Here is a 23,937-nt window from a genome sequence, read left to right as displayed (position 1 = left end):
AATTTCTGAGCTTCAGTTATATCGTTAGTCTATTTAGATAAAAATTATTGTGTCAAATAAAATAGGTTTTTGGGCTATTTTTGCCTTAGTGATTAGTAGCCAAATTGGCTCTGGAATTTTTATGCTTCCAATTAGCCTTGCTCCATATGGCATGTACAGCCTTGTAAGCTGGGTGATATCAGGGCTTGGTGCTATATCTCTTGCTTTGGTTTTTGCCTTACTCTGTGCAAAATTTCCAGAAACGGGTGGTCCTCACGTTTATGTAAAGCATGCTTTTGGCCCTGCTGCAGCTTTCTTTGTTGGTTGGACATATTGGGTAATTTCATGGGTTAGCACGACAGCAGTAATCGTTGCAAGTATTGGCTATCTTACTTCGCTTTTTCATGGAGATATTCAAAATATACGCTTATTTTTAGAAATACTATTATTTACGATCATTACACTAATAAATTTAAGAGGTGTCACTGCTGCTGGATGTGTTGAGCTTTTATTGATGACTGTCAAAATTACCGCACTGCTTGCTATACCAGTAACAGCGTTGTTTTTCTTTGATAGGAATAATTTTATCATAAGTGAGGAAATATCAACCCTCACGATGTCTCAAGTCCTTGCTCGCTCTACACTACTCACTCTATGGTGTTTTATTGGACTTGAATCAGCAACAGCACCTGCAGGATCAGTCAATGATCCAGCAAAGACTATACCAAGAGCCATAGTACTTGGCACAATCTCTGTTGCAGTTATATATTTCATTAATAGCCTTGCAATCATGGGATTGATAAACGGCAATGATCTAGTTAATTCAAAAGCGCCGTATGTTGACGCAATAAAAATTATGTTTCCTGGTAATTGGCATTTGATCATTTCTATTGTTGCTTTTATTGTTTGTGTTGGCAGTTTAAATGCTTGGGTACTAGCTAGTGGACAAGTGGCCCTTGGCCTTGCAGAAGATAAACTGATGCCACAGTTCTTTGCTAAAAGAAACAAGCACGGTTCTCCTTTCTGGGGCATAACAATCAGCTCCGTTGGCACTTCAGTTCTACTAATTCTCACTTCAAGCAACAATTTTGCTAAACAGATCACATCAATTATCGACTTTTCTGTAGTTTCATTTTTATTTGTTTACCTTGCATGCAGTCTTGCTTTTCTCAAGGTTATTATAAAGGAGAAAAACTATTACAAATTTTTAATTGGCAGTATAGCAACAACCTTTTGCTGCTGGGTAATATTTGAAACTTCTGTGAATACCTTGCTGATCGCAAGCTTATTCACCGCAAGTGGCATACCCATTTATTTATTTTGGTACTGCAGAGCTCCTGCACAATAAAATAGAGTTTAACGACTTTTCTTATTGTCCACTTGTTCAACATTACCCTTCTCAAGTTTACTATCTACTTCTTTTGCGTGTTCATCATCTACACTAGTCTCATCTTTTATCTTACTGGAGTGACCTGCTTGCGATTTTTCATATGCTTCCATGTTGTCATATATAGGGTTACTGATGATTTCTATTTTTTCAGGTGTGAAAATCCTTGCTAAAAATCTCCCTATTATTGGTATTGATCTTAAGAAATCTCTTAGCTTTGAAGATTCTTGTCTTTTATTTAGGAACTGTTGGTCTATTTTAAGGTTTTTTACACCATACTTTTTATCATCAAAATTTATTGCAGGCTTTCTTTTTTTCGAAAGAACATTTTGAGCCTTTAATCCATTGGTTCTTTCAGGCTCTTGAGGTGTAGACATTGCAGGTTTAACCTTAGTTTCATTGTATTCTTTATTCATCTTTCACTTTATTATGTAATATTACTAATATTGCATAATAATAGCTAAATTACAATTAATTGCAAGGTAAAAATATAAAAACAATTGTAAATTTTGTCAGTAAAAATATAATAGAACTTTAAAGTTAGAGGTTCATCTATATGGGATACAAAATTGCTGTTATTGGAGCAACCGGAAGAGTAGGGCGTGAGGTATTAAGCACGCTTGCTGAGTTTCAAGATGAGGCAATAGATTCTGTTATTGCACTTGCGTCGAAAAAATCAGAAGGGAAGAAGGTGAGTTTCGGTAATGAAGAATTAACTGTCTTGTGCCTTGAGAATTATGACTTCGTTGGAGTTAATATAGCCATTTTCTGTGCCAGATCTCATGTTTCTGAGAAACACGTACCGACTGCAATTGAGGCTGGGTGCATCGTAATAGATAACACTTCCCATTTTAGAATGAAAGAGGGTGTGCCACTCATTATTCCGGAGATTAATAAAGAAAAAATTATGGAATATAAAAACCACAACATAATATCCAACCCAAACTGTACTACAATACAGATGCTGCTAGTACTACATCTATTACACCAGAAAGCAAAAATAAAGAGAATCGTTGCTTCAACTTATCAATCAACTTCTGGCGCAGGCAAAGCAGCAATGGATGAGCTCTATGACCAGACAAAAAAAATCTTCATGAATGAGACTAAAAAGCCCGAGATATTCCCCAAGCAAATAGCGTTTAATTGCATTCCCCATGTAGGGAAATTCATGGAGAATGGTTCTACAGAAGAGGAATGGAAAATGCAAGAGGAGACAAAAAAAATTTTAGAGGAAGATATAAAAGTTACTGCAACTTGTGTAAGGGTACCCGTCTTTATCGGCCACGCTATGGCAGTAAATGTGGAATTTGGTCAACATATCACTGAAGAACAAGCTCGTGAAGTGCTAAGTGAAGCCGAAGATAGTGGAGTTTTAGTATACAACAGACGTGAAGACAGTGAATACATAACTCAAATTGATGTTGTACAGGAGAATGCTGTATATGTATCGCGTATTAGACGAGACAATACTGTTGAGCACGGATTAAATATGTGGATAGTGGCTGATAACCTGCGCAAAGGTGCAGCACTAAATATAGTGCAGATTCTTGAGATTTTGATAAGAGAGCATTTGTCAATCAAGTGCATATAGAGTGCACGTACGTTGTAATTCGAAGGAAATTTGTATACCACATGGCAGCGCGTGACGCTGGAATCCAGCTTTTTAAACCATGAGAGCTACGAAAACTTACTTGACACCCTTCGCCAGCCCCCTTATCATGATAGTGAAGCTATTTATTTATCTTCGCAATCTGTGCAGGTTAATGACAAAAAACTTAGGGTATTTGGCGTCTCATGTTTAATTTTTCGCACTACGTGCATCGCATGTCTTTAAAAATTTTTAGGTTTTTACCTATATAAGCCGAAACGCGCTTACAAAGCGTTTAAGACAGCAAAAAACGTCAAATTGACAAGGGAGAATTTGAATACTAGCTACTCTGGGTTTTCTTTGCCTTTTTTCCTGCTTGGTAAATTTCTTAAACACTTGCGGTGTAGGTGAGTTGCATTTAAAAGCAGCTAAATTGCAGTGTTTAAGACTTAAAAAACGCCAATACTGAAAATAGACAATGACTAGGGCTTCTTTTGCCTTTTTTTTCGTTTGGTAAATTTCTTAATGTTTATAGCTAAAGTAACTTAGGTTCACCGACAACCGTCATCCCGCTACGTGTTAGCGGGATCTATGTTAAGAGATACCGCGAATGAATCGCGGTATGACGTAGGGCTACAGGTGTCATCCCAGTGCCTAGACACTGGGATCTAGCCTTTATTATTTGGTTGAAATTAAGTCTTCTGGATCCCAGTGTCAGCTACTTTCATGACATCATCATAAAGTAAAATGAGATCCCAGTGTTAGCTACTTGGATGACAGGGGAAGGTATTTGGATGACACCGTCATAAGGTGAACCAGTGCTCCTTTTTTTGTCATCCCAGTGCGTGACACTGGGATCTAGCCTTTATTATTTGGTTGAAATTAAGTCTTCTGGATCCCAGTGTCAGCTACTTTCATAACATCATCATAAAGTAAAATGAGATCCCAGTGTTAGCTACTTGGATGACAGGGGAAGGTATTAGGACGACACCGTCATAAGGTGAACCAGTGCTCCTTTTTTTGTCATCCCAGTGCGTGACACTGGGATCTAGCCTTTATTATTTGGTTGAAATTAAGTCTTCTGGATCCCAGTGTCAGCTACTTTCATAACATCATCATAAAGTAAAATGAGATCCCAGTGTTAGCTACTTGGATGACAGGGGAAGGTATTAGGACGACACCGTCATAAAGTAAAATGAGATCCCAGTGTTAGCTACTTGGATGACAGAAGAAGGCACTGGGATGACAGAAGAAGGTACTGGGATGACAGGAGAAGGTACTAGCCTGACAACCGTCATCCCGCTGCTTGTTAGCGCCGTGGCGGTATGAAGTAGGAAGCTATAGTATATAGAAATTCCAGCATTGTCTACATCTCTACTTTTCCTGGGTGAGTTCACTTGATTTTTATGTCATATGATGCTAATATATATTATTTGTGAGTTGGGGTATATATGGCTAGGAACTACTATGAAATACTAGAAGTAAATAAAGATGCTACTCCGGAAGAAATAAACAAAGCTTATAAAAAATTAGCACTGAAATATCATCCTGATAAACTCCCACCTAAAAAAAAAGAAAGATATCGAGAATTGTCAGAAAAGCAACGTGGTGGTGGTATTTTATCTGAGTCCGAATCGAAAGAAATGCAAGATCTTGTAATGCCATTTCTAGAGGTTCAAAAGGCATATGAAGTGTTATCCAACGAGAAAAAAAGAAAAGAATATGATAAAAGTGGTTGTGAAGAGAAAAATACAGCAAAATCTGATGATTTATTTGCAGATTATATAAGGAAGCAACCATACCACTTTTTGTACCAATCAATTCTTGCAGGTGATCTAGAATCTGTACGCACAGTAGTAGAAAAGTTCAGTGTCGATATTAATATTAAGTATGATTGCATATATATTGGTATTACTCCGATTAATTATGCAATTAAAGAAGATCATGAGCAAATTGTTGATTATTTGATTAGCAAAGGAGCAAAAGTATCTCTTATTGACGCTTTACGTCTTGCTATCAAATTAAATTCTTATAAAACCGCAGGCTTGCTGTTAGGGAAGTTAGATGTGGACGATATTAATGTGCAAGATAGTGACGGGAATACGATTTTCCATGATTTCTTTAAGTATTTTAATAACCCTAATTCTGATGATTTTGTTCTAAAAAAGACGTTATTTAACTTTGATGCTTTTAATTTTGGTCAACCTTCTTCTAAGAAGTCTTCTTCCGAAAATAGTAGTAACCCTAATGTTCAGAAAGATACACAAGATAATAACATCAGTTGTAATACAAGTCCTCTCTATAAAAATATAATTAAGCTTTTTGATCAATGCCAGTCAAAAATGAACTCAATGGAATTTAGGGAAGGTTGTGCAAGAGAGAGTGTAATTATATCTTTTAAGAATGCTGTTTCCTTTTTTCACTCACTTATAGATAAAGGTGTACGTTACGATATTTCAAATAGTGAACACGTAACTTCACTTGATGTGTGTATTGACCAGTTTGTAGATAATCATAGAAAGAGTTTATGGACTGATTACATCTTTTATTATGATCGCGTGGAAACAGAGAAAGCATACTATTCAATGATGAATGTTTTTGTTGAGAAAGGAATTATAGGATTAAAGGATGCAAACGGTATTCCTATATCACACAAGATTGTAGAGCATAATATTTATCCACACGTCGAAAATAAAGCAAACATTGACTTAATGGAAGAGGATAACAGTGGCAAAAACGCATTAGTTAAAGGATGTTGTGATGTTTCTACTATAGAATCTTTAATTGAAAATGGAATAGATCTAAATACTCCTGATTCTTTAGGGCAAACCTTGCTGCATTACGTTGTTTCAGAATATTGCAACAGCGTTGAGGAGGTAGGTCAGAGTTTTCAGCTTGAAGAAGTAAATAAACGTTTTTATCCCAAATTAGAAGCATTAATAAAAGGTGGGGCAAAAATTGATGCTAAGGACAATAATGACAAGTCCCCAATAGACCTATTGGTAGAAAGAGGTAAAAATATGAAGGAAGATATTAATTGTTCTGCTGAGGAAAAATCTGCTGCTCTTAAAAATTCATTAGAAGTTTTGGGAATAAAACAAGAAGAAGAAAAAACTCCTGAACAGGAGCAGCCTGAAGTTTTGGATCAAGTAAATCAAGACGATGATGTACTGCCAAGTAACCTAGAAGAAGAAAAAACACCAGGAAATAAGCAGGAGCAGCTAAGCCAACCTGAAATACCAGTTTCAGATCAAGCAAATAATACTCAAGGCGATGGTGTACAGCTAAGCAACCCAGAAAAAGAAAAAACTCCTGAACAGGAGCAGCCTGAAGTTTTGGATCAAGTAAATCAAGACGATGATGTACTGCCAAGTAACCTAGAAGAAGAAAAAACACCAGGAAATAAGCAGGAGCAGCTAAGCCAACCTGAAATACCAGTTTCAGATCAAGCAAATAATACTCAAGGCGATGGTGTACAGCTAAGCAACCCAGAAAAAGAAAAAACTCCTGAACAGGAGCAGCCTGAAGTTTTGGATCAAGTAAATCAAGACGATGATGTACTGCCAAGTAACCTAGAAGAAGAAAAAACTCCTGAACAGGAGCAGCTTGAAGTTTCAGATCAAAAAATTGGTATTCAAAACAATAATCAACAACCAAGTAAACCAAATGCTGCTGCTCCACGAAGTGAAAAGAGAACTATTATAGCTGCTTCTGTACTGGCAATAGCTGGAGTTGCTTTAGGAATAACTATTGCAGTTTACTTAGAAATGTTGGCGGTTGGAGTAGCGGTTGGAGTTTGTTGTCTTATTGCTGCTGCAATCATATATTGTTGTAATCAGCCTTCAAAGTCACTTGAAAATAGCAAGGTCCAAGGGTTTTCTGGAAACCATGAACAACCTACTCTGTAAAATTCACAAGACCTATTAAAATATTTTTTTACTTTTCATCGTATATTTCTCAACATATTATCTTTAAGTACTAAAATAATTAACAATATGGCGTTATTAATAGTTGAATCACCTGCGAAAGCAAAGACAATAGGCAAATATTTAAGTAAAGAGTTCAAAGTAGCTGCATCCTTTGGACATGTGAGAGATCTTCCAGCAAAAAACGGCTCTGTTGATCCAGATAATGATTTTGCCATAAAGTATGAGATTATTGAGAAAGCAGAAAAATATGTAAAAGAGCTGGCAAAGCAAGCGAGTAAAACATCACCTTGCAACAGATCCATCCCAGTGTCTGGGCACTGGGATGACATCTTTTTTCTTGACTCTTATATCTCAATGTTCGTACAAACACAAAGGCAGTGCTTGACACTGGGATGAAACCTTGACAACCGTCATCCCGCTACGTGTTAGCGGGATCTAGAGATACCGTGACGGTATGACGTAGAGTCAGCGTTAGCCATAACACAACACTTTTATACTCACCAACTCAGTATCCAATCTTGGATCCAAGTGCTTGACACTGGGATGACAAGAGGGGCTACTTGGATGGAAACCAGTGTCAGCTACTTGGATGACACCCTCATAAAGTGAAATGAGATCCCGCTAACACGTAGCGGGATGACGAGAAAGGGGCTACTCAGATGACAACAAAGGGGCTACTTGAATGACATCCTTCCTGGTGTGCTCAAATAACAATGTTCGTACAAATACGTGCTAGAGTGACACCGTTTACTATGTAACATCTCATCATATCACAATGTTCGTACAGTTGTGGCAGAATGACGTAGAAAAACTATTAACTTAAATCTATATTGACATGTCCCATTTTACGCTTATCTCTAACCTCTTTTTTTCCATATATGGTTAAACTAGCTTTTTCGTTGCTCAAATACTTATGAGAATCATATATATCGTTACCTATTATATTTTTCGTCATACAAGGAAAGCGTAATACTACTTCCTGCATAGGTAGCCCGCATATTATCCTAACCAGCTGTTCAAATTGACTAACGTTACATGCATCCAAGCTCCAGTGGCAAGAATTGTGAGGTCTTGGAGCTAGTTCATTAACTAACAATTCGTTATCTTTAGTAACAAAAAATTCAATAGCCAGAATTCCTATTACATCGAGCGCATTTGCTATTTTCTTTGCAGCTCGTTGTACCTCTTGAGTTAATTTGCTATCTATTTTAGCTGGCACTGTTGAAGTATCAAGTATTCCATCAACGTGGTAATTTTCTGCTATAGGAAAAAAAGCTACTTTACCGTTTTTATCTCTTGCAATGACTATTGAAACCTCTTTCAGTAAATCAACACTTGCTTCAAGAATGTACTCTGTATTCCAATCAAAGGAAGCAAATTGCTTCACTTCAGAATCATTCTCAAGCACATATTGCCCTTTTCCATCGTAACCCATTTCTGTTGTTTTCAGCCTTGTTGGATAGCCAAAAGTTCTACTGCTTTTCAGTAGCTCATTATAATTTTGTATACTTTTGTATTCAGCAGTTTTTATACTCAAGCTTCTAATGAAATCTTTCTCTCTAAGCCTATTTTGCGCAATGTGTAACGCTTTTTTACCCGGATAAAAATTTACATCGATATCAATTGCACTACATGGAATATTTTCAGACTCAATAGTGACCAAATCCACACTCTGTGCAAAAGATTCAAGCGCTTTCTTATCAGAGAAATCTGCTATTGTGAAATCATCAGCAACAGAGCAAGCCGGATCGTCCTTAGCACTGGCAAAAACATGTGTTTTTTGTCCAAGTTTTGTTGCAGCGATAGCAGTCATTTTACCTAATTGTCCACCACCTATTATTCCTATTACTTTTTTGCTAAGCGCATCTGGTTCGTTCATACTATAAATTGATATTTCCTAATTAAAGTATACTTGAAAAATCTATGAAAAAAGTATATAATTAAAATACTATCTTTTTATCATGAATATTCTATAATGATAGAGTACACACTAACTACCAACTTTGTTGAAGTTACAGTTTTACCAATTTATATTGAAGAGCAATCCATTCCTTATGAAAATTGCTATATATGGATGTATAACGTTAAGATAAAAAACAAAAGCCAATCAACTATTCAATTATTAAGTCGTCATTGGCAAATAATAGATTATAAGGGAAAAATAAATGAAATTGCCGGAGTTGGTGTTATCGGAGAACAACCTGTGATAAAATCTGGAGAGGTATTTAAATACACAAGTGGAACATACTTAAATGCACCGTCAGGAATAATGCAGGGTAAGTATGAATTTCTGAATGAAGAAAGCATAAAAATTTTTGAGGTTATGATACCACCCTTTTCTTTGGATAGTCCATACGTCAAAACTAGACCCCATTAACTATCAAAATAGTTTATTTGTAACCAGACTGCATTCTGTGATTTTTAGCAAAACATGATCTTTCATTTGAGCTTTCTTCAATTTAAAATAAATACAGAAAATTGCTGCCTATAGCTAAACTGACTTAGATTTACCGACAATTTGAAAAACCGTCATTCCGCTACTAGTTAGCGCCGCGGCGGCATCCTCGTCATCCCGCTACTTGTTAGCGGGATCTATGCTAAGAGATACCGCGGCAGCATAGCTATAGCTATCTTCAAAAATATGGTTGAATAATTGTTAATAATAGTGTATAATTATTAATATTTTCAAGCATTTTTGCCATGGCTCTTTCAAAATTTCTCGATCCTCGCAATGATTTGTGTTTCAAAAAAATCTTTGGAACGGAAAAAAATAAGAATATCCTGATCCACTTTTTGAACGATATTTTAGGGTTTACTGAGATAAATGCAATACAAGAAGTTGAGTTTCTTAGCACTATTATGGATCCCGAAGTTGCCTCTGATAAACAAAGTATTGTTGATGTTCTCTGCAAGGATTCTCACGGAAATAGATATATAGCAGAAATGCAGCTCGCTAGAGACAAGGGCTTCGAAAAACGCGCTCAATTATATGCCGCTAAAGCCTACTCAAGACAATTAGATAAATCTGGCAACTACATTGATTTAAAGAAAGTCTTCTTTATTGCTATATCAAATTGTAACTTACTTCCTGAAGAAGTTGGTTATATCTCTACTCACAATATACGTGATATAAAAACTAACGGCCATTACTTAAAAGATTTTCAATTTATCTTTATAGAATTGCCCAAATTTTCAAAAAGTAAAGTAGAGCAGTTAGAAAGTATAGTAGAAAGGTGGTGTTTCTTTTTTAAATACGCAGAAGAAACAACAGAAGAGGACTTAAAAGAGATAGCAGAAAAAGCGCCAATAATAAAGCTAGCATATGATGAATTAGACAAGTTTCGTTGGAACGAAAAAGATTTAGTAGCTTACGAAGAAAGAATAATGGATCTACGGAAAGAAGAAGCCATTCTTGAATACAGACTTGATCTTGCTGAAGAGAAAGGTATACAAAAAGGTATAGAGAAAGGAAAAATTGAAGGGAAAATTGAAGTCGCAAAAGCAATGCTGGCTAATAATGTTGATGTCAACACTATTGTCAAGTTTACTGGCCTTTCTATTAGTGAGATTGAAGAATTAAGTGGAAATCTGTGAACGGTTACGTTTATTTTTTATCCTTATCATCAAGTGTAAATAAGGTTATTGTAGAGATTAAGCCTATTATAACTATTATCAACGAAAATGGGGCAGCTTCTCTATAGCGCTCATCGCTTACAAGTTCATATATTCTAGTTGATATAGTTTCAAAACTAAATGGTCTTATAATGAGTGTTGCTGTGAGCTCCTTGATAGTATCCATAAATACGAGCAAAAATCCCGATAATATACTCTTCTTGATGAGAGGGATATGAACATTCAAACATGTGGAAATAGGCCCATGACCCATGGTATATGCAGTCCACTCAATTTCATTTGGTGTTTTTTTGAGCCCTGATTCTACCGCCTTGAAAGATATAGCAAAAAAACGAAATAAATATGAGTAAACTAATGCGCCAATAGTTCCTACCAAGCTAATTTCCACAATATATTGAGTAATGAAAGAAGATATTCTGCTTAAAAATATTATTATGCTAATTGCGATAATTGCATTTGGAATTGCGTAGCCTAAAGAAATGAGACGTGCTACATTATTGATTACCTTACTTTTACGCGCCGTATATCCAATCATTATTGCAATGCTAATTGAGATTAATGCGGTGATAAATGATAAACTAACGCTATTTGCTATTATATTATAGAACCTTGCTTCGTATATGAAAAACCCCTTCTCTATGCTCCAATATATGAGCGGAATCATTGGCAAAATAAAACCTATTAATATCGGCAATACACACATAAGATAAGCAAAGATCAATGGTATAGTGCCACTTACACTCCGTTTGTTGTGATAATCTGCATTAGCGTTGATTGAAGAGTAAGATATTCCTTTTTTTTGTAGTTTCTTTTCGATAGCTATTAGTGTTGCAACGAAAATCAATTCTGCAACTGCTAAAACAGTAGTTGAATATTTATCATGCAGTAAAAACCAGGTGCGATATATTCCTGTCGTAAAAGTATCGATAGCAAGAAACTGTGGTGTGCCGAAATCCGTAATTACCTCCATTAGTACCAAGGACAACCCAGCTATAATTGATGGACGTATGGAAGGTATGATGACAGAAAACAGGCTCTGTAATGAGGAGAACCCAAGTGTTGACGCAATAGTGACTGAGTTACTAACATTCTTTAGACTTGAGCGGACTAGCATATAAACGTATGGATATAAACTAAATCCCATTACTAATATTCCACCACCTAGGGATTTTATTTCAGGAAACCAATAGTCACCTTTGCTCCACTCTAAAATGTCTCTTAATGAGCTCTGCACCGGACCTGAAAATTCTAGTGTATTTACATAGACGAACGCTACTATATATCCAGGAATCGATATCGGAAAGAACAAAGCAATCTCAAAAATTTTACTTCCAGGAAATGAAAAAAATGTGGTGAGCCATGCTGGAATCACTCCAAATATGAAGGATATCCCCCCCACTCCTATCATCAAAATTAGCGTACTCAGTATATATTCAGGGAAAAGTGTGCTGATTACCCATCCAGAATTTGCTGATTCTGTAAATAGAATCGATATTAACGATAGTATAGGACAGACGAATAATATACTTACTAAAAATAAGAATATATTTTTAAATACTCTCAAAAACATTAATTTGGATCTATATTTGATATTAAAATGTTATATGTAAAAACTGAAGATATCCAGTAATTAACAGCCGTACTATTGAATATCTTTATAATTTTGTATATCATGTTTTTAGTTGATAAGTGAATAATCATGAGCTTCGTCATTGCAACTTTCTATCACTTTGTAGAACTCTCTAATTATTATGACATGAAAGACGAAATAAAAACTGCATGCGACAACATTGAATTAAAGGGTACTATACTCCTTGCAGAAGAGGGTATTAATGCAACCGTATCTGGTGAAAGAAACGCGATTGATAAAATATTCGATTTTCTACGTTCTGATTATAGGCTAAGGGACCTTACATGGAAAGAGAGTGCAGCAGAATATCAACCATTTAGCAAGATGAAGGTAAAATTAAAAAGAGAGATTGTGAATCTTGGTGTAGGCAATCTTGATATTTCCCTTAAGGGTAAATATGTTGATCCAGAGCATTGGGATGATTTTACTTCTCAACCTGACGTTTTAGTAATAGATACACGAAATGAGTATGAAGTGAAATTAGGCAAGTTTAAAAATGCAATCAATCCACATACTCAGCGTTTTCGCGATTTTCCTGAGTGGGCAAAGTCTTTCTCTGAGAGTAAAGACCTGAAAGTAGCTATGTACTGCACTGGTGGGATTAGATGCGAAAAATCAACAGCGTACATGAAAAATCTTGGATTTAACAATGTATACCACCTGAAAGGCGGCATTCTTTCTTACCTTGAAAAAACTTATAATAAAAATGGTAATTGGGAAGGTGAGTGTTTTGTTTTTGATGATAGAATTACTGTTGACAACTCACTTACTCCAAGCAACACAATAAAATGTATATTCTGCTCAAATCAAGTTTCAACGGACAAGCTGAAGTCAGTTCCACGTGGCCAAGTGGTTTGTTCTGATTGTAAACTTCAGTGTTATAGCTATAATAAATAAAACATCATGCCGCTGCAGTTGTATGCACGTTGTGATTTGAGAGCAACCTCTACCAGAAAGGGTGTCATGCCAGTGCCCAGACACTGGCATCCAGGTTCTTTTTTTCTAGATTCCAGCGTCGCGCGCTGGAATGATAATAAAGAGCATATGGTTATGCAAGAAGTCTATTTCTTACCCTTAATCAACTCTAAAGCCTTCTTCAAATCTATGCTTTCAATATCTGCATTCTTACCCAAAGCAACGTTTGTTCTATCGCATTTTATATAGAATCCGTACCTACCGTTGCAGATGAAAACTTCTTTTCCTTTTTCATTAACCCCGAGAGATTTTAACTCTTTGCGTGGACTGTTTGCAATAATTTGTACAGCTTCGCTCAATTCTGTATTCAGCACCTCTTTAGAGCTTTTTTTAAGAGAAAAATATCTACCATCATAAAAAATATAGTACCCAAATCGTCCAAGGCCTATTTTTATTTCCTTTCCGGTCTCAGGGTGTTCTCCGATTACTTTTGGCAAGGAAAGTAACTGAGTAGCGGTATTCAGATCAATATCATTAACATTTAGATCCTTTGGTATGGAAACTGTTTTTTTCTTTTTGGACTCACTATTAAACTCAAGGTAAAGCCCAAAAGGACCTTTTTTAATTACTACCTCTTGGCCTGTTATATCATCTACACCTAAACTTTTTGGATATTCTAAATTGTCATTACTACCTGTAATTTCTTTTGTATGGTTGCATTCAGGATAGTTAGAGCATCCAAGGAACACTCCTGCTCGCCCAAAGTTCAATTTTAATATACCATCAGAGCAAGCAGGGCATTTCTTACCTATTTCTTCTTTTCCTTCCTCTGAACAAAACCAATTAACTACCAAATCGTGAATGCCGCTGAAAACTTCATCATGTGTCATTTGCTTGACAGAATTTACATGACCAAAAAATGGCACCCAAAAGTGGCTCAATTCTTTTTTCCAATCTGCATGTCCATTTGAGATTAAATCAAGCTTTTCTTCCATTTGTGCTGTGAAATCATACTCTACACAACGCTGAAAAAAAGTTTCTAAAAATATGGTAACGATCTTACCACGACTGCTTGGAATAAATCTTTTATTATCCAGTGTAACATACTCACGATCCTGCAATACCGAAATAATTGTCGCATAAGTTGATGGACGGCCTATACCGATTTCCTCCATTTTTTTAACGATACTTGCTTCACTATAACGAGGTGGCGGTTGAGTGAAATGCTGTTTTGGCTCAACTGAAATCAGCTTACACGCTTCCCCTTCCTTCATGGCAGGTAGCAGGCCTTCATTTTCGGCTTCCATGTTATCTTGATAGACTTTATAAAAACCATCAAAGAATATACTTGATCCACTTGCTCGCAGAATCACTTTCTGATCAGTAGAACTAATTTCAACTACCACTTGATCAAGAATCGCCGATTCCATTTGACTTGCAATGGTTCTTTTCCAGATTAAATCGTACAATTTAAATTGCTCTGGCGTTAAGTAATCCTTAATACTACCCGGCGTTCTATTGATATCAGTTGGACGAATTGCTTCATGTGCTTCTTGAGCATTTTTGACCTTTTTTACATATTTACGAGGAGACTGTGGTAAATATTTATCACCATATAACGACTTAATTGACCCTCTAATTGAGTTTATAGCCTCATCTGCAATATGAAACCCATCTGTACGCATGTAAGTTATCAACCCTACAGTTTCACCACCAATATCGATACCTTCATATAAATTTTGCGCTATGCGCATAACATTTTTCACATTAAAATACAGCTTATTCACTGCATCTTGCTGTAGAGTAGAGGTAATAAATGGAGGAAGCGGATTTCTCTTAACTTGCTTGCGTTCTACTGTGCTTACAGCATATTGCCTTGATTCAATCTCCCTGACTAAGTTCTTTGCTTCTTCTTCATTTTTAATATCAAATTTTTCTAGCTTCTTATTGTCATAGTGACTCAGCATAGCAAAAAAAGCCTCATCTTTGCTATTTTGCATTTCTGCCTTTATGCTCCAATACTCCTGTGTTATAAACTTACTGATTTCATCTTCTCGTTCGCATATAAGCTTTAATGCAACAGATTGAACTCGCCCCGCAGATTTGCTTCCCGACAATTTTGTCCACAGCAGCGGTGACAAGCTAAATCCAACTAGATAATCCAAAGCTCTGCGTGTTTGCTGTGCGCGCACTAAGTCCATATTAATTTCACGTGGATTCTTTATTGCTTCTTGAACTGCTCTCTTTGTTATCTCATTAAAGACTACTCTATAAATGTTGTTTTCATTACTGATTGCTTTCTTTTCTTTTAATGTCTCTATCACATGCCAAGCCATTGCTTCCCCTTCTCTGTCTGGGTCTGTTGCAAGATATATATCTGATGCTTTACTCGCTGCTTTTACTAACTCTTTTATATACTTTTCTGCTTTTTCAATGGTTTCATACTTTATAGCAAAATCATTATCCGGATCGACAGAACCGTTTTTTGCTGGAAGATCCCTCACATGTCCAAAGGATGCAGCTACTTTGAACTCTTTACTTAAATATTTGCCTATTGTCTTTGCTTTCGCAGGTGATTCAACTATTAATAATGCCATATTGTTAATTATTTTAGTATTTAAAGATAATATGTTGAGAAATATACGATGAAAAGTAAAAAAATATTTTAATAGGTCTTGTGAATTTTACAGAGTAGGTTGTTCATGGTTTCCAGAAAACCCTTAGACCTTGCTATTTTCAAGTGAATTTGAAGGTCTATTACAATAGTATATGATTGCAGCAGCAACCAGACAATAAGCTCCAACTGCTATTCCCACTGCTATAGCTAACCCAAGAAAGGTTTACCTGAAGGATAGAATAGGTTATAATGGCATATTAAAGAGATGAAAAATGCCAAGCCCATATAGTGAAGACCTCAGAGAACGAGTTCTCAAAGCAGTTGATGAAAAAACAATGACGATAAAAAGAATTAGTGAAATATTTAAACTGAATATAAAAACAATATATTTATAGAGGAAAAGGAAAAAAGAAACAGGAAACATAAAGCCATCTTCAGGCTATCAAAAGGTGACTGAGCCTCATCGGTGGCAGAATCTGGGTCACGAGGTCTTCTTCCTACACTCCATGTAAGAGCAGACAGTGCCTCAAAAGAACTGCCACCTATCCACTCTGAGAAGTTATTATCTTCTCTTGCTTTCAACCAAGTAATACTTATTCATATCATCTGGGTAAGGTCAGTTTGTAAAACTTAATTTGTACGCTTCCTAGTAATTCTGATATAGTTACTTTAGTTAAAGTCTATAAAAGTTTATAAATGGCAACCTTAAGTGTAAGAGAAGCTTTATGCACAGCGATCAGAGAAGAAATGCAAAACGACCCTGACGTGTTGATCATCGGTGAAGAAGTTGCAGAGTATGATGGTGCCTATAAAGTAACAAAAGGATTACTGAAAGAGTTTGGAGAAAATAGAGTGGTTGATACGCCTATTACCGAACATGGATTTGCTGGCCTTGCTGTTGGAGCAGCATTCGCTGGATTAAAGCCAATTGTCGAATTTATGACTTTTAATTTTTCTATGCAGGCTATCGACCAAATCGTGAATTCTGCAGCAAAAACAAATTATATGTCAGGTGGACAACTTGGATGCCCCATAGTATTTCGTGGGCCAAATGGTGCTGCAGCAAGAGTTGCTGCACAACACTCTCAATGCTTTGCATCTTGGTATTCGCATATACCGGGATTAAAAGTGATAGCACCTTACTTTGCCTCCGATTGCAGAGGTCTGCTTAAAGCTGCAATTCGTGACCTGAGTCCGGTAATATTTCTAGAAAACGAAATAGCTTACGGACATGAACATGAAGTTTCTGACTCTGAGCTGTCAAATAAAGATTATCTACTTGAGATAGGCAAGGCTGCTGTTATACGGGAAGGAAAGGATGTAACTATCACTGCTTTCTCACTGAAATTAATGGATGCTTTAAACGCAGCGGATTTACTTTCAGGTGAAGGTATAGAAGCTGAAGTTATTGACCTCAGAACCTTAAGACCACTTGACACTCAAACTGTTATTAACTCTATTCAGAAGACTAATAGGTTAGTTAGTGTAGAAGAAGGATGGCCATTTGCAGGAATAGGAGCAGAGCTGTCAGCCGTTGTTATGGAACAAGGATTTGACTACCTTGATGCTCCAGTTATGCGCGTAACTGGCAAGGACATCCCCTTACCTTACGCTGCAAATCTAGAAAAAAAAGCATTACCACAAGTGGAAGATATAGTTGAAGCCGTGCATCAGGTCTGTTTTAGAAAAAAAATAATTTTTAACTTCTAATACAATATATAAAAGCAATTTACTGGCAAAATGTTATCGGAATTTATTTCTGTTTGTTCACTCCACATTGGTCCATCAAAGAAGTATTTCCACCTATACCACCCATTACTTTTGTCACAATAGTTTTAGCACCGAAAAATACAGCACAAAATATACCGAGTGCAAAAAGAGCTGGCCATGGCATTCTACCAAATATCGCAAGCAAAGCTGCACCTATTATCACTACGGTCATAAGCGGTCCACCTATTCCCCAAACGTAGCCAATAATATTACATATTACTTGAGCAGTTGTATCAGCATTAGTGTCAGCGGCAGCACTCCCAACATGAGAAAAAGAAATAAATAATACTATAAAAAGAATATTAAAAACTTTCCTAGGGTTCATCCCTATACCTTAAATTTAGATATTGCAATTATACCTAAAATACTATAATTTTTAGTAAAGCTAGCATAAAGATTGAATAACAAACGGTGCCACAAAAGTAGTTGACACACAACTGCACGAACATTGTAATATGGCACGATATCACATAGTAAACGATGTCATCCCAGTGCCCAGACACTGGGATCCGTTTTCTTTTTTCTAGATTCCAGCGTCACGCGCTGGAATGACAGCAGTCCTATGTCATACCGCCGCGGTATCTCTAGATCCCGCTAACACGTAGCGGGATGACGAATTGCTTAACCGTAATACCGCCACGAACCGTCATACCGCCGCGGCGCTAACAAGTAGCAACTGTTCTCCCTCGTCATACCGCGATTCATTCGCGGTATCTCTTAGCATAGATCCCGCTAACAAGTAGCGGGATGACGAGATGCCACCGCGAATCGTCATACCGCCACGAACCGTCATACCGCCGCGGTATCTCTAGATACCGCTAACAAGCAGCGGGATGACAGCAATCCTACGTCATACCGTGATTTATTCACGGTATCTCTTAGCCGCTAACACGTAGCGGGATGACGAGATGCCACCACGAACCGTCATACCGCCGCGGTATCTCTAGATACCGCTAACAAGCAGCGGGATGACAGCAATCCTACGTCATACCGTGATTTATTCACGGTATCTCTTAGCCGCTAACACGTAGCGGGATAACGGTTGTCGGTGAACCTAAATTACTTTAGCCATAAATGTTTGAGAAATTTACCAAACGAAAAAAAAGGCAAAAGGAACCCCATGGTTGGCTAATTATCTATATTAACTTTATAAATTGGCGTTTTTTACTCTCAACGCTCCAATTTAGCTACTTTTATAACAAAATTGTAAACGTTAAGAAATTTACTAAGCAGAAAAAAAGGCAAAAGAAACCCCGTGTTAGCTAGTTGTCACTCTCTAATCCTGCAAATTGGCGTACTATACTGTCTTAAACGACTTATAAGCGCGTTTCAGCTTATATAGGTAAAAACCCAGAAATGTTGTGAAGACATAAGGTGCACATAGTGCAAAAAATTAAAAATAAAACGCCAATACGTTGTTTTCTTGCTGTTTAATCTGCACAGATGAAGATAACTGAATACCTCCAGTACCATGATAAGGGGGCTGGCGGAGTTTGTCAAGTAAGTTTTTTCGTTTCTAACGGTTGTTGCCAAAAACTATACAAGAAGTCTTTTAAGATCAATCACTTATCTTCAAAGCTTGAATAAAAGCATTCTGTGGAATATTTACGTTCCCTATAGAATGCAACCTTTTTTTACCCTTCTTTTGCTTTTCAAGTAGTTTCATTCTTCGCGTTACATCTCCACCATAGAGTTTAGCTGTTACATCTTTTCTATATGGATTAATCGTTTCTCTGGCAATAATTTTCCCGCCCACTGCCGCTTGAATCGCGATTTTATATTGCTGACGTGGTATTAGATCCTTCAAGCGTGCGCATATTTCACGCCCCCTTTTTTCTGCTCTGCTTTTGTGAGCGATACAAGCCAGTGCATCTACGGGCTCTCCATTAATTAAAAGGCTTAATTTATCTATTTGGCTTACCAGATAGCTGGAAATTTCCCAATCCAAACTTGCATACCCCTTGGAAATTGATTTTAATCGATCATAAAAGTCAAAAACAACTTCAGACAGTGGTAACTTATATCTTAACAATGCTGTTGTTGTGTTACCAATGTAAGATAAATCTTCCTGTTCTCCCCTCCTCTCTTCACATAATGATATAATCTCACCTAAATATTGGTCAGGGACCATTATAGTTGCAGTAATCCACGGCTCTTCTACCATTTCAATCTTTGTTGGATCTGGCATGTCACTAGGATTATGAATGCTCAGAACTTCACCACCTTGCGTTGTAACCTTATATATAACACTCGGTGCAGTTGCTGTTAGATCTAAATCAAATTCTCTCTCGAGCCTTTCTTGAATAACTTCAAGATGCAACATTCCCAAAAAACCACAACGAAATCCATAGCCTAGCGCATTTGAAGTTTCTGCTTCAAAAGTAAAACTTGCATCATTCAAATGTAATTTTTCCAGTGCTTCTCTTAAATATTTAAAGTCGTCCGTTTTATTAGGAAAAATACTACAAAATACCACAGGGTGCACTTCTTTAAAACCAGGCAATGCCTTGCTGCACGGTCTTTTCTCTTCAGTAATAGTGTCTCCCACTCTACAGTCTGCAACTTCCTTCATTGAAGCAGTGATAAAACCAACTTCACCTGCTGAGAGTTCACCTGTCATTACTTTTTTAGGAGTAAAAATACCGATATTGTCCACTTGGTATGTAGAGTTATTAGACATCATAACAATCTTCATGCCCTTTTTTAGCACTCCATTTTTAATTCGTACTAAAATTACTACTCCCAAATAAGTGTCATACCAACTATCAACTAAAATTGCCTGTAGTGGAGCATTCACATCACCTTGAGGAGCTGGAAGTTTTGTCACTATAGCTTCTAATACATCCCTTATTCCAAGACCAGTCTTGGCTGATATTAAAACTGACTCACTTGCGTCAATGCCAATTACTTCCTCAACCTGGAGTTTTACCTTTTCTGGATCTGCAGCAGGGAGATCAACTTTATTGAGTACAACTATTATTTCATGATTGTTGTCAATAGCTTTATATACATTTGCAAGAGTCTGAGCTTCAACACCCTGGCTACTATCTACCACTAAAAGTGAACCTTCACATGCAGCTAAGCTTCGACTTACCTCATAAGAAAAATCAACGTGACCTGGGGTGTCCATGAGATTTAGGCAATATTGATTACCGTCGTTTGCCGTATAATTGAGTTTTACCGTCTGTGCTTTAATTGTAATGCCACGTTCACGCTCTATATCCATTGAATCGAGTATTTGATTGATCATTTCTCTTGCTTCAAGGCCGTTACATTTCTCTATTAAACGGTCAGCAAGCGTTGACTTACCGTGGTCTATATGCGCTATTATTGCAAAATTTCTTATGTTGTTCATTTATGGCCTACTATACTTAATTAGTAAAACTATTTTACATTTTAAGTGTTGTGAGGGCAATTATTTATTAAGAGACTATTTACTCCTTCAACATAGACGACACTTTTTTCGAGCAGGAAATCACTTTATTAACCATATAGTTTTCATGATTGTTATCTATTTTAGGCAACTCATACAGATAATTCACCATCATTCCAGCCGACTGACTAATACCCTTTTCAGAAGTATCCGCCATCCAGTTTAATTGTTTTATTGATGCGCCATTGCTTAAATGAAAATGTGCCACCGGATCATAAGCATTTCCATTACTATTATTCACTTTTAGTAAATAATATGTACACAGTTTAAGCATGCATTGTTTAGTTTCATTTGTACATTCAACGTTAGTTTTTAATTGCTCTGCACTTTCTAAAATTTCTGCACTAGATTGTTTTATATTTAGTTTGCCCAATAAAGTGACATCTTGGTTTAGATTGTTTTTTAGCCATTTCGTAAAGCCAGGTATTGGAGAAAGAGTTGCGTATGTTTTTATACTTTTAAACTCTTGCGATAGCTTTTCTACAACCCTTTTGATCAAAAAATTACCAAGGCTGATTCCAGATAACCCTGCTTGAGTATTTGATATTGAGTAGAATATAGCAGTGCTTGCACTACTTGGATCACTTGAAGGTACTGATTCATCTAAAAGGTGTTGAATGCTATCTGCAATCTTATTCACCAATGCAACCTCTACAAAAATTAGAGGTTCGTTTGGTATTTTGTAATGAAAGAAAGCAAAACAGAGACGATCAGAATCTAGTCTGTTTTTTAAGTCATCCCAAGAGGAAATTTTATGCACAGCTTCATATTTTATAAGTTTTTCTAGCAATGATGCAGGTGAATCCCAGGTGATTTGACGAAGATCGAGTAGATCAACATCAACCCAAGTATAGAGTATATTTTTTAATTCATTCTCTAGTGGATTCAAGCTTCTATATTGGTTCTTTAGCTTAAGCACATCAGAACGCATATCAACAATAAACTTGAGGCCTTCTGGTAGAGAAATAAATTGCTTCAATATTTTAGAACGCGGTGATTCAAGAATTTTTATTAAATCCTGTTCAAATTTATAGTTTAACTCGGGATCTTGGTTTTTCTTATACTCTTTAATTTTCTCATCTATTTCCGCTTTATTCGGATTAAATTTTTCTGCCAGGGTTTGTAGAAATTTTATTTTACCTTTCTCTGATAAGCTCAAGTACAGGTTACCAAGAGATACAGCGTTCTTACGTGCTGAAACCTCTCCTCCCTTTGGGTTTAAGCACTCGTTCATCTTCAAGACTAAACTATCGATATCGCGACTGTTGCTTAAATCAGGACCGATGTTACCAATCCACGATCTTACAGCATCTGCCACTCCACCTAGTATTTTAAAAAAGCTTCTTACCGCTTTTTTGTCTTCAACTTTCACTATATCAGTTTTTACCAATGATTCTTTTGTCATAGATTCCCTTTATTATACATGGCTAATGCAAGTCAGGTTTCCCTACGTCATACCGCCGCGGTATCTCTAGATCCCGCTAACAAGCAGCGTGATGACGAATTTGTCGTTTGTCAAATCGTCGGTAAACCCAAGTTATTTTAGCTACATATAGCTTAAGTTAAAGGAAAATTTTAGCTACATAGCAGGCACTATTACTGAATTATTAATAATTCAGTAATACAATAGACTTCTTGCACTACCTCCCAAGCCACAACTGTCATTCAGTAGAAACAAAAAACTTCCTTGACAAACTCCGCCAGCCCCCTTATTATGATAATAAGGGTATTTATGACTCAAAACTTGTTTTTGACCTGCAGGCTCAATGACAAAATTCAGTAAAAAACTTAGGGTATTTTTTGGCGGATTACATAAAATTATAGCGGCTGCATGTCTTTTAAATTTTTTCTACATTCAGCCAAATCGCGCTTATTTTAAGCGTTAGCACATTATTACAGCGCCACTTACAGTAATATAGAGTCAAAACTCGCACCACGGGGCTTCTTTTGCCTTTTTTTCCGCTTGGTAAATTTCTTAATATTTGTAGCTGAACGACAACCGTCATCCCTGTAAAGGTCAAGTATCCCGCTACGTGTTAGCGGATGAGATACCGCGAATGAATCGCGGAATGACGGTCTGCGGCGGAATGACGGTTCGCGGTGGCATGACGATAACCTCGTCATCCCGCTACGTGTTAGCGGGATCTATGCTAAGAGATACCGCGAATGAATCGCGGTATGACGGTTAAGCAATTCGTCATCCCGCTGCTTGTTAGCGGGATCTAGAGATACCGCGGCGGTATGACGTAGGACTGCTGTCATTCAAGTAGCTGACACTGGAATGACACGTCATAAAGGAACCAGTGTTAGCTACTTGGATGATACCTTTTTTCTACTTAGTTTGGGTTATGCAAGAAGTCTATTTACTTCTTAACTTGACGCACATGATGTCTTGCAGCATCATCTACTGCTTCTAAATAAACCATCGCCAAACATATACCACTGTGTACTTCTATAGATAACTTACTGCCTAAACTTCGATTAAAGCAAGAATTCTTTCCTGGAAAAGCAAGGTTGCTAAGATGCAGTTCCCATTTTAATCCTTTGGTTGATATTTGAGCTCTCGGTATACCAAGTAAAGATATTTTAGTATCTTTCGGCAAAGAAAAATGGGTAATACTTTTTTGTAGGATGTAACCTACCATGGGAGGTGAAGGTGTGTAAAAGATACTGCCCGTACTTAGAAAAATGTTAATATTCTGTAGTATGTGATCAATTGCTCCTCCAGTAATACCCGTTACTATTGATGGCAATAACTTTACTGTTTTTAAGTGAGCCATTGCTTTAGAAAAGTCGCAATAATCTTGATCAGGTAGATATATCGTATTCAAATTAGCACGTAAATCCAGATTTACGCTATCCAAATCTCCTACTACAAGATCAGGTTTTACGCCAATTGATAGAAGCTTGTTTGCTCCTCCATCTACAGCAATAATAGGTATATCTCGTTTAAAAAACGATGAGCTCGGTATTTCTCCATTTAGCACTACAATAGAACGATATTGTTGTTGTGTACTGCAGTGCAGCACATGATCATGGTGCAGGTTTTGCATCGT

18 protein-coding genes and 2 pseudogenes are annotated in these 23,937 nt (G+C 36.8%); 12 read left to right on the top strand and 8 right to left on the bottom strand.

The window, feature by feature from the left end:
• The first annotated feature begins 49 nt into the window (after positions 1 to 49).
• Complete coding sequence (locus AAGD68_RS05670) at positions 50 to 1,327, top strand: APC family permease (protein WP_253307367.1); 1,278 nt, start codon at positions 50 to 52, stop codon at positions 1,325 to 1,327.
• 8 nt (positions 1,328 to 1,335) lie between these two features.
• On the opposite strand, the gene AAGD68_RS05665 is transcribed toward AAGD68_RS05670, so the two are convergent.
• Complete coding sequence (locus AAGD68_RS05665; RefSeq protein WP_253307368.1) at positions 1,336 to 1,782, bottom strand: hypothetical protein; 447 nt, start codon at positions 1,780 to 1,782, stop codon at positions 1,336 to 1,338.
• A gap of 140 nt (positions 1,783 to 1,922) precedes the next feature.
• Here AAGD68_RS05665 and AAGD68_RS05660 point away from each other — a divergent pair, with 140 nt between their 5' ends.
• The 5 genes and pseudogenes from AAGD68_RS05660 to AAGD68_RS05645 form a co-directional block, all read left to right on the top strand.
• Entirely contained in the window at positions 1,923 to 2,957 is a 1,035-nt protein-coding gene (locus AAGD68_RS05660; RefSeq protein WP_341814181.1) for an aspartate-semialdehyde dehydrogenase, read from the top strand.
• 1,203 nt (positions 2,958 to 4,160) lie between these two features.
• The gene (locus AAGD68_RS05655) at positions 4,161 to 4,283 is read left to right on the top strand and encodes a hypothetical protein (protein ID WP_265016654.1); all 123 of its coding nucleotides are present in this window, start codon (positions 4,161 to 4,163) and stop codon (positions 4,281 to 4,283) included.
• Between the two features lie 122 nt (positions 4,284 to 4,405).
• Positions 4,406 to 4,690: pseudogene (locus AAGD68_RS06785) on the top strand (DnaJ domain-containing protein); the annotation flags it as partial.
• A gap of 72 nt (positions 4,691 to 4,762) precedes the next feature.
• Positions 4,763 to 6,862, top strand: a complete 2,100-nt coding sequence (locus AAGD68_RS05650; protein WP_410529955.1) for a hypothetical protein — start codon at positions 4,763 to 4,765, stop codon at positions 6,860 to 6,862.
• 87 nt (positions 6,863 to 6,949) lie between these two features.
• A pseudogene (locus AAGD68_RS05645) lies at positions 6,950 to 7,162 on the top strand (toprim domain-containing protein); the annotation flags it as partial.
• A 535-nt stretch (positions 7,163 to 7,697) separates the two neighbouring features.
• Here AAGD68_RS05645 and AAGD68_RS05640 read toward each other — a convergent pair.
• Positions 7,698 to 8,762, bottom strand: a complete 1,065-nt coding sequence (locus tag AAGD68_RS05640) for a 5-(carboxyamino)imidazole ribonucleotide synthase (RefSeq protein ID WP_253309191.1) — start codon at positions 8,760 to 8,762, stop codon at positions 7,698 to 7,700.
• 96 nt (positions 8,763 to 8,858) lie between these two features.
• Between AAGD68_RS05640 and apaG the strand changes: the two genes are divergently transcribed.
• Both apaG and AAGD68_RS05630 read left to right on the top strand, forming a co-directional pair.
• Positions 8,859 to 9,260, top strand: coding sequence for a Co2+/Mg2+ efflux protein ApaG (apaG, locus tag AAGD68_RS05635; RefSeq protein ID WP_253307374.1), 402 nt, complete (start codon positions 8,859 to 8,861; stop codon positions 9,258 to 9,260).
• Between the two features lie 323 nt (positions 9,261 to 9,583).
• A complete protein-coding gene (locus tag AAGD68_RS05630) occupies positions 9,584 to 10,477 on the top strand; it encodes an Rpn family recombination-promoting nuclease/putative transposase (protein ID WP_265045118.1) in 894 nt (297 codons plus the stop codon).
• Between the two features lie 10 nt (positions 10,478 to 10,487).
• Here the strand turns inward: AAGD68_RS05630 and AAGD68_RS05625 are convergent, their stop codons facing one another.
• Positions 10,488 to 12,086 (bottom strand): ABC transporter permease, encoded by a 1,599-nt coding sequence (locus tag AAGD68_RS05625; RefSeq protein ID WP_264687949.1) that lies wholly within the window; start codon positions 12,084 to 12,086, stop codon positions 10,488 to 10,490.
• A 129-nt stretch (positions 12,087 to 12,215) separates the two neighbouring features.
• Between AAGD68_RS05625 and AAGD68_RS05620 the strand changes: the two genes are divergently transcribed.
• A complete protein-coding gene (locus AAGD68_RS05620; protein WP_265017441.1) occupies positions 12,216 to 13,043 on the top strand; it encodes a rhodanese-related sulfurtransferase in 828 nt (275 codons plus the stop codon).
• A gap of 164 nt (positions 13,044 to 13,207) precedes the next feature.
• Here the strand turns inward: AAGD68_RS05620 and topA are convergent, their stop codons facing one another.
• Complete coding sequence (topA, locus tag AAGD68_RS05615; RefSeq protein ID WP_253309187.1) at positions 13,208 to 15,658, bottom strand: type I DNA topoisomerase; 2,451 nt, start codon at positions 15,656 to 15,658, stop codon at positions 13,208 to 13,210.
• A gap of 292 nt (positions 15,659 to 15,950) precedes the next feature.
• Between topA and AAGD68_RS05610 the strand changes: the two genes are divergently transcribed.
• Together AAGD68_RS05610 and AAGD68_RS05605 are read left to right on the top strand one after the other, a co-directional pair.
• A complete protein-coding gene (locus AAGD68_RS05610; protein ID WP_264687946.1) occupies positions 15,951 to 16,073 on the top strand; it encodes a hypothetical protein in 123 nt (40 codons plus the stop codon).
• Between the two features lie 301 nt (positions 16,074 to 16,374).
• A complete protein-coding gene (locus AAGD68_RS05605; RefSeq protein ID WP_253309186.1) occupies positions 16,375 to 17,388 on the top strand; it encodes a pyruvate dehydrogenase complex E1 component subunit beta in 1,014 nt (337 codons plus the stop codon).
• A gap of 43 nt (positions 17,389 to 17,431) precedes the next feature.
• Here AAGD68_RS05605 and AAGD68_RS05600 read toward each other — a convergent pair whose 3' ends face one another.
• The 3 genes from AAGD68_RS05600 to AAGD68_RS05590 form a co-directional block, all read right to left on the bottom strand.
• Positions 17,432 to 17,773 (bottom strand): TrbC/VirB2 family protein, encoded by a 342-nt coding sequence (locus AAGD68_RS05600; RefSeq protein WP_341814179.1) that lies wholly within the window; start codon positions 17,771 to 17,773, stop codon positions 17,432 to 17,434.
• A 1,233-nt stretch (positions 17,774 to 19,006) separates the two neighbouring features.
• A complete protein-coding gene (gene lepA / locus AAGD68_RS05595) occupies positions 19,007 to 20,803 on the bottom strand; it encodes a translation elongation factor 4 (protein WP_265045113.1) in 1,797 nt (598 codons plus the stop codon).
• Between the two features lie 79 nt (positions 20,804 to 20,882).
• Complete coding sequence (locus tag AAGD68_RS05590; RefSeq protein ID WP_264687944.1) at positions 20,883 to 22,286, bottom strand: malonyl-CoA decarboxylase; 1,404 nt, start codon at positions 22,284 to 22,286, stop codon at positions 20,883 to 20,885.
• Positions 22,287 to 22,938: 652 nt separating this feature from the next.
• Between AAGD68_RS05590 and AAGD68_RS05585 the strand changes: the two genes are divergently transcribed.
• Positions 22,939 to 23,070 (top strand): hypothetical protein, encoded by a 132-nt coding sequence (locus AAGD68_RS05585; protein ID WP_341814178.1) that lies wholly within the window; start codon positions 22,939 to 22,941, stop codon positions 23,068 to 23,070.
• A gap of 174 nt (positions 23,071 to 23,244) precedes the next feature.
• Here the strand turns inward: AAGD68_RS05585 and AAGD68_RS05580 are convergent, their stop codons facing one another.
• Positions 23,245 to 23,934, bottom strand: coding sequence for a thiamine diphosphokinase (locus tag AAGD68_RS05580; RefSeq protein ID WP_253309182.1), 690 nt, complete (start codon positions 23,932 to 23,934; stop codon positions 23,245 to 23,247).
• Between the last annotated feature and the right edge of the window lie 3 nt (positions 23,935 to 23,937).

Source organism: Wolbachia endosymbiont (group A) of Machimus atricapillus (genome assembly GCF_964027095.1).
Lineage (GTDB): Bacteria > Pseudomonadota > Alphaproteobacteria > Rickettsiales > Anaplasmataceae > Wolbachia.
This window is presented reverse-complemented; position numbering and strand designations above follow the sequence as displayed.